The sequence below is a fragment of the Dehalococcoidales bacterium genome (genome assembly GCA_035529395.1).
Lineage (GTDB): Bacteria > Chloroflexota > Dehalococcoidia > Dehalococcoidales > Fen-1064 > DUES01.
In genome coordinates, this window is the sequence record DATKWT010000096.1 from 1 (window position 1) to 6,453 (window position 6,453).

The following is a 6,453-nucleotide window of genomic DNA, read 5'->3' on the forward strand; positions in this document are numbered from 1 at the left end:
ATAAAGACCACCACGGCGATTGCCGCCATTACCAGGAAGTCACGAATGGAGCTCTTCATTTGTCTCCTTCTCAGGACTCAGTTACTATTATAGTATAGCCCGTCTGCCTGTGTTGTGCCAGTGGGTGGACTCAACCAGTACATTGGTGACACTTCGCATCCACACCAGTAGCTAGTTGCACAAATCCGCGCAACATACAGATTCTGCGCCACTAACCTTAGTGGCGTGCCACTGAGGTTAGTGGCGTGTTGCTCAAGAATGACATGTCAATGGGGTCTCACCCCGCGGAACATGCTAGCTGGTATTTCTGCAACTGAGTACCAGCCGTAATTGCGAGCAAAGCAATTACGTTGATACAGGATTGCCATGCCACTCCCTGGCTACTCTCGGTCGTGGTTCCCGATAACAAGGGAAGGAATGTGTCCCTGTCCGTGTTGTGGCACCGCAGTCGATGTTGCAGGCTCTCTTGCGCAGGTGCTAGAATTACAGCATAATGGACTATATGGCGCAGGCTCTCTCTCTGGCCAGACTGGCCCTGGGACAGGTCAGTCCCAACCCGGCGGTGGGAGCGGTGGTCGTCAGGGATGGAGAGGTCGTTGGCCAGGGGTACACGCAGCCGCCCGGTTCGGGGCATGCTGAAGTCGTTGCCCTGCAGCAGGCGGGGGATGCCGCCCGTGGCAGCGTCATGTACGTTACCCTGGAGCCGTGCTGTCATCACGGGCGTACACCGCCGTGTACAGAGGCCATAATCGATGCCGGGGTATCAGATGTCCATATGGCGATGCTTGATCCAAACCCCCTGGTTAGCGGGAAAGGGGAGGAAGAGCTGTCGAAGCGCAGCATTAGCACATACGTTGGCGAGCATGAGGATGAGGCCCGGGAAATCAACGAGGCATACATCAAGTATATCACCATGGGCGTACCGTTCGTTATTGCCAAATTTGCCATGAGCCTGGACGGCAAGATTGCTACCAGGAGTGGGGATTCCAGGTGGATAAGCGGCAGTGGGTCGAGGCGTTATGTCCATTCACTGAGGTATATCAGTGATGCGATAATGGTAGGCGTGAATACAGTTCTGGCGGATAACCCCCAGCTTACCTCGCGGTGTGGTGACCATGGTGGGAAGACCAGGAAGCAACCGTTGCGCGTAATCGTGGACAGCCTGGGGCGCACCCCGGTAACGGCGCATATATTCAGTGAACCGGGGGAAACGCTCCTTGCCCTGAGGCGACCGGTGGACCCCGAGGTGGTAAAGGCTCTTGCTCAAACCGGTGCCGAACTCGTGGAGTTGCCTGCCGAAGATGGGTTCGTGGACCTGGGGGAGTTGCTCAGGATACTCGGCCGGCGGGAGATAACCAGTGTTCTCGTGGAGGGTGGCGGCACCCTTCTCGGTTCCTTTTTTGACCACCGGCTTGTGGATAAGGTGGTTGCATTCGTGTCGCCGGTTGTCATTGGCGGTGCCGAAGCGGTAACCGCAGTCGGCGGCAGAGGGGTCGATAAAATGGCGGACGCCATCCGCTTGGAGCGTGTTGCCACGCAGACCTGCGATGACGATGTAATAGTCAGCGGGTACGTTGGAGGTTGAGGGTGTTTACCGGTATCGTGGAAGAGGTAGGCAGAGTCCGGTCGGCACAACCGGGGAAGCTGGTCATCGCTGCTGAGATTGTCTTGCAGGACATGGAGTTGGGTGCGAGTATCAATGTCAACGGCGTGTGCCTGACGGTGACTCGCTTTGATGTTGGGTTCTTCTTTGTTGACATAATGCCAGAAACTGAGAAGAGGAGTACCCTGGGACTGTTGAAGGTTGGCAATGGGGTGAATCTGGAAAGGGCTATGCCCCTGGGGGGGCGTCTCGGGGGGCACCTGGTACAGGGCCATGTTGACGCTGTCGGCAGGGTATCCTCCGTGACATGGGACGGCACGGCGCTGCTCGTGGAGTTTGACTCCCCACCCGAGGTCATGCACTATATAGTTGACAAAGGCTTTATTGCCGTGGATGGTATCAGCCTAACTATGGTGAGTAAGAGTCCGGCTTCTTTCGGGGTATCCGTGGTGGACTACACACGCCAGCACACTACACTGGGGGAGAGGCGAGTGGGCGACCCCGTCAATTTGGAAGCGGACATCATTGCCAAGTACGTTGAAGCACTCAGCCAACCGCAGACCCCAGGGATTACGACTGATTTCCTGCGGGAGCACGGATTTCTGGTCAGCTGAGTGGCTGTATCTTTTATCTAGATGGGGGCAGGTATGGGTCTATCAAGTATTACTGAAGCTCTGGAAGACATAAAGGCCGGGAAATTCATTATCCTGGTTGATGATGAGGACCGGGAGAACGAGGGGGACCTGGCGATGGCCGCGGTGAAGTGTACCGCCGAGGCGGTTAACTTCATGGCCATGCATGCCCGGGGTCTTGTCTGCGTACCGATTACGGGCCAGCGGCTCGATGAACTGAGGATACCATTGATGGTGAGAAACAATACCTCCAGACACTCAACCGCCTTCACGGTCTCCGTGGAGGCCAAGCACCGCATCAGCACCGGAATATCGGCGGCAGACCGTGCAGAAACGGTACGGATACTTGTGGACCCCGACAGTCGGCCGGATGACCTGGTCCAGCCGGGCCATACCTTCCCACTGCGGGCCCGGGAAGGCGGTGTCCTGGTACGGGCGGGGCACACCGAGGCGGTAGTGGATTTTGCCAGACTGGCCGGCCTCTATCCTGCCGGCGTTATCTGCGAGGTTATGAAACACGACGGAACAATGGCCCGTCTGCCGGAGCTAGAGGAGATGGGTGAACGGTTCGGGATTAAGATTGTCAGTATCGCCGACCTGATTGCCTACCGGCGCCGCCATGAGAAGCTGGTACGCCGTGTTGCTGAGGCCAACCTGCCCACAGAGTACGGTGAGTTCACGGCTATTGCCTATAAGAGCGATATTGACCCCGATGAGCATCTGGCGCTGGTCATGGGAGACATATCCACCGAGGAACCCGTCCTGATCCGGGCGCACAGTGAGTGTCTCACCGGTGACGTGTTTGGCAGTCTCCGTTGTGATTGTGGAGAGCAGTTGCGTATGGCCATGCGGAGAATCGCTGAAGAAGGACGGGGTGTTGTGCTGTACATGAGGCAGGAGGGGCGGGGCATTGGCTTCCATAACAAGATACGTGCCTATGCTCTTCAGGACAAGGGGTTGGATACCGTAGAGGCCAATGTTTCACTGGGGTTTGAGCCGGACCAACGAGACTACGGTATTGGCGCCCAGATAATGGCTGACCTTGGATTGCATGAAATCCGGCTACTCACCAACAACCCCAAGAAGACAATAGGCCTGGAGAGTTACGGCCTGAAGGTGGTGGAGACGGTACCGATTATCAGTGAACCGAACCCGCATAATCTGCACTACCTGGAGACCAAGCAGAAGAAACTGGGTCACCATCTGGGGGTGCTCCAGGGAGAAGATGAGCAAACGTAAGTGATCAAAGGATACCTTGAACCGTTGTCCCCTTCTTCCCGCCGGGGAGAACGATGGGAGCGAGGGATCGAGAAACATTCTGCTGATAAGGAGGAAATAGTGAGCAAGCTCTTTGAAGGTATGCTGCTGGGAAAGGGGTTGAAGATTGGGGTGGTTGCCTCACGTTTTAATGAGTTCATCACCGGGAAACTGCTTGAAGGGGCGAAGGATGCGCTGCTTCGGCACGGCGTTATTGAGGATGACATAGACACTGCCTGGGTGCCAGGGTCATTTGAGATTCCGCTGGTGGCTCAGAAGCTGGCCCGGACCAAGAGGTATGATGCCATTGTCTGCCTGGGTGCCGTGGTCCGTGGGGCGACACCTCACTTCGAGTACATTGCCGCCGAGGTGACCAAGGGCATCGCCAAGACAAGTCTGGAGGAAGGACTGCCGATTAGCTACGGTGTAATTACGGCAGACACCCTCGAGCAGGCGATTGAGCGGGCTGGCACCAAGGCTGGCAACAAGGGTTTCGACGCCGCAGTAGACGCCATTGAGATGGCCAATCTGCTCAAGAACATAGGCTGAAGCGTACCGGTTCGTTCCGGACCGGCCTAGTCGGTAACTTTGTAGACGGTATCGCCTCTTCTCACCCTGTCAGGCACCTTGATGCCAATAGCATCTCCCGTCTTGGCCTGTAGCACATTGACGTTGTCGATTTGCATGGAGTCGGCGACGAACTCGATGTCAGTGGTGTGCCCCTTGATATGGAGCTGGTCGCCTGCCTTGATGGTTCCTGTTAACTCAATGCCGGCGACTACCGGTCTGGCAAAGAAATCGCTGACCTTCCCGACTTCTTCCTCAGGCATCAGAATATCCTCCTTTCGTTTTGCCCACAGTATATGCCATCCGGATGAGGCAAATCAAGGCTTGCGTGTTGCAATTATAAGACTCTTACACAGGTAAGCTTGCTCTCGTTCAGACAGAAGGGTGACACAACAGAGTGAGGTGTCGTGGTCATTGCCCAACGCACCACCCTACCTGCAGGTAGAAGGAGTTTTCTTCACATCAAAGCTTTGACATAGGTATCCGCCGTCCAATATAATTGGGCAGACCCGATTTCTGGAGGACATGGTCTTGGCCGAGGAAGAAGGAACCCTGATAACTACCGAGGAGCAGGCAGCGGAAGTGGAGCGCCTCAAGAAGCGGCTTAGCATGCTGGACCAGCGCCTGGATAGTATCGACTCGATGGTTACTGCCGTCGCCGAACGTGTGATGAATCGGCCGATTACCCTCAACATAGTCTGCCCTCATTGTGGAAAGAATGTAGAGATTGACATCATCGGCAACGAGAAGCCCGTCCGCTGACCGGGCCAGGAAACGGGCACATCTATTTTCCTCCATTTGTGGTTGTTTACCCATCTCATTTTATCTAACTAACGTCTATCCCGTAGCCTGTCCGGACCATTGATGCTCTCAAAGAAAGAAAAGACGATATGCCTGAGCTATTAATCATCATCCTGTACTTTCTGGTGGTGGTGGCTGTTGGGTTACATAATCGCAGAAAAGTAAGCAGTATAGACGGCTTCATTGTTGCTGACAGAAAAGGCTCTTCTCTGTTCATCACCGGGTCACTATTAGCCACTATTGTCGGTGGCTCGGCCACGATAGGAATGGCCGGTCTGGGGTTCAGTCGTGGATTAACCGGCAGCTGGTGGTTGCTGGTGGGCACTGCCGGACTGGTTGTCCTCGGCATATTCTTTGCTAAAAAGGTGAGAAACTATGCTCTGTACACCATTCCTGAGCTTATCGAAAAGCAATACGATAGTCGGGTAGCCTTAGCTGGTTCTATACTTATAGTAGTCTCCTGGGTAGGTATTATCGCCGGGCAGATTGTCGCTGCTGGAAAGATAATGAGCGTCCTTGGCATTGGTACCCCACTAATGTGGATGGTCGTTTTCTCCATCGTCTTTATTGCCTATACCATACTTGGTGGTCAGCGGGCCATCATCCGTACCGATACCTTGCAGGCATCCATAATCTTCATAGGAGTATTCGCCAGTCTGGGATTCATACTGAATCAGGTTGGTGGTTTTGACGGGCTGCGGGCAAGCCTCTCGGCGGATAGATTCGCCTTCCCGCTTAGCTCTGAGTTCGATGCTTACGAACTCGTCAAGCTGCTTCTCCTCGTTGGTCTGACCTATGTGGTCGGACCGGATATGTACAGTCGCCTTTTCTGTGCGCGGGACGGTAATGTCGCTCGCAAATCGACTTTCTATGCAGCAGGTATGCTTGTTCCCTTTGCTTTCGGTATCGCATTAATAGGTATGGGAGCGGCCGCCCTGTTCCCCGAGATTGCTGCTGAGCAGGCCTTCCCTACGGTGATAAAGGAGGTGCTACCGCCGTTTGCCGGTGGCATTGTCCTGGCGGCTCTGCTCTGTGCCGTGATGTCTTCGGCAGATACCTGCCTGCTGAGCGCCAGTACTATACTGACGCTGGATATCATCAAGAAGTTCAGGGCCTCGTCTGGTGAAGATAGCATTCTATCCCTATCGCGCTGGATGATACTGGTTGTCGGTATTGTGTCAATGGTCCTTGCCTGGAAACTGGGTGGAGTGATAAGTTCACTCCTGTTTGCCTATACGGTATATACCGCTGGCCTGATTATGCCGGTCATTTTCGGTTTTTATAGGGCGAAGTTGAAGGTAACGTCAACCGGAGCGCTGGCGGCGATGTTTTGTGGTGGAACTGCTGCTGTCGTCAGTAAAATTGCCGATATTCAGTATCTGGATTTGGGCAGTCTCTTGATTAGTGTCCTGGTACTCTTTGGTGTCAGTTTGGTTGATAACTGGCTTAAACCCCGGCGTCTCTCACATATGTCACTTGACTAGAGTCTGGCTGTTTGATAGCATTTCATTAGATGGGCGGTTAGCTCAGTTGGTTAGAGCGTTGCGTTGACATCGCAGAGGCCACTGGTTCAAGTCCAGTACCGCCCACCAT

At 54.5% G+C, this 6,453-nt stretch carries 7 protein-coding genes and 1 tRNA gene; 7 read left to right on the forward strand and 1 reads right to left on the reverse strand.

Annotated elements, in window-relative coordinates; genetic code table 11:
• Nucleotides 1–493: 493 nt before the first annotated feature.
• The 4 genes from ribD (at nt 494) to ribE (ending at nt 4,041) form a co-directional block, all read left to right on the forward strand.
• A complete protein-coding gene (gene ribD, locus VMW13_06315) occupies nt 494–1,585 on the forward strand; it encodes a bifunctional diaminohydroxyphosphoribosylaminopyrimidine deaminase/5-amino-6-(5-phosphoribosylamino)uracil reductase RibD (protein ID HUV44427.1) in 1,092 nt (363 codons plus the stop codon).
• Between the two features lie 2 nt (nt 1,586–1,587).
• Nucleotides 1,588–2,217 carry a riboflavin synthase gene (locus tag VMW13_06320; protein HUV44428.1) on the forward strand — a complete coding sequence of 210 codons (630 nt, stop codon included), beginning with the start codon at nt 1,588–1,590 and terminating at the stop codon, nt 2,215–2,217.
• Nucleotides 2,218–2,250: 33 nt separating this feature from the next.
• Nucleotides 2,251–3,474, forward strand: coding sequence for a bifunctional 3,4-dihydroxy-2-butanone-4-phosphate synthase/GTP cyclohydrolase II (locus VMW13_06325; protein ID HUV44429.1), 1,224 nt, complete (start codon nt 2,251–2,253; stop codon nt 3,472–3,474).
• Between the two features lie 99 nt (nt 3,475–3,573).
• Nucleotides 3,574–4,041, forward strand: a complete 468-nt coding sequence (gene ribE, locus VMW13_06330; GenBank protein ID HUV44430.1) for a 6,7-dimethyl-8-ribityllumazine synthase — start codon at nt 3,574–3,576, stop codon at nt 4,039–4,041.
• A 26-nt stretch (nt 4,042–4,067) separates the two neighbouring features.
• On the opposite strand, the gene VMW13_06335 is transcribed toward ribE, so the two are convergent.
• A complete protein-coding gene (locus tag VMW13_06335) occupies nt 4,068–4,322 on the reverse strand; it encodes a translation elongation factor-like protein (protein ID HUV44431.1) in 255 nt (84 codons plus the stop codon).
• 268 nt (nt 4,323–4,590) lie between these two features.
• On the opposite strand from VMW13_06335, the gene VMW13_06340 reads away from it, so the two are divergent.
• The 3 genes from VMW13_06340 to VMW13_06350 all read left to right on the forward strand — a co-directional run bounded on the left by VMW13_06340 (nt 4,591) and on the right by VMW13_06350 (nt 6,452).
• Nucleotides 4,591–4,821 (forward strand): hypothetical protein, encoded by a 231-nt coding sequence (locus tag VMW13_06340; protein ID HUV44432.1) that lies wholly within the window; start codon nt 4,591–4,593, stop codon nt 4,819–4,821.
• A gap of 128 nt (nt 4,822–4,949) precedes the next feature.
• Nucleotides 4,950–6,344 carry a sodium:solute symporter family protein gene (locus VMW13_06345; protein ID HUV44433.1) on the forward strand — a complete coding sequence of 465 codons (1,395 nt, stop codon included), beginning with the start codon at nt 4,950–4,952 and terminating at the stop codon, nt 6,342–6,344.
• Between the two features lie 31 nt (nt 6,345–6,375).
• A tRNA-Val gene (locus VMW13_06350) sits at nt 6,376–6,452 on the forward strand.
• Nucleotide 6,453: the final 1 nt, after the last annotated feature.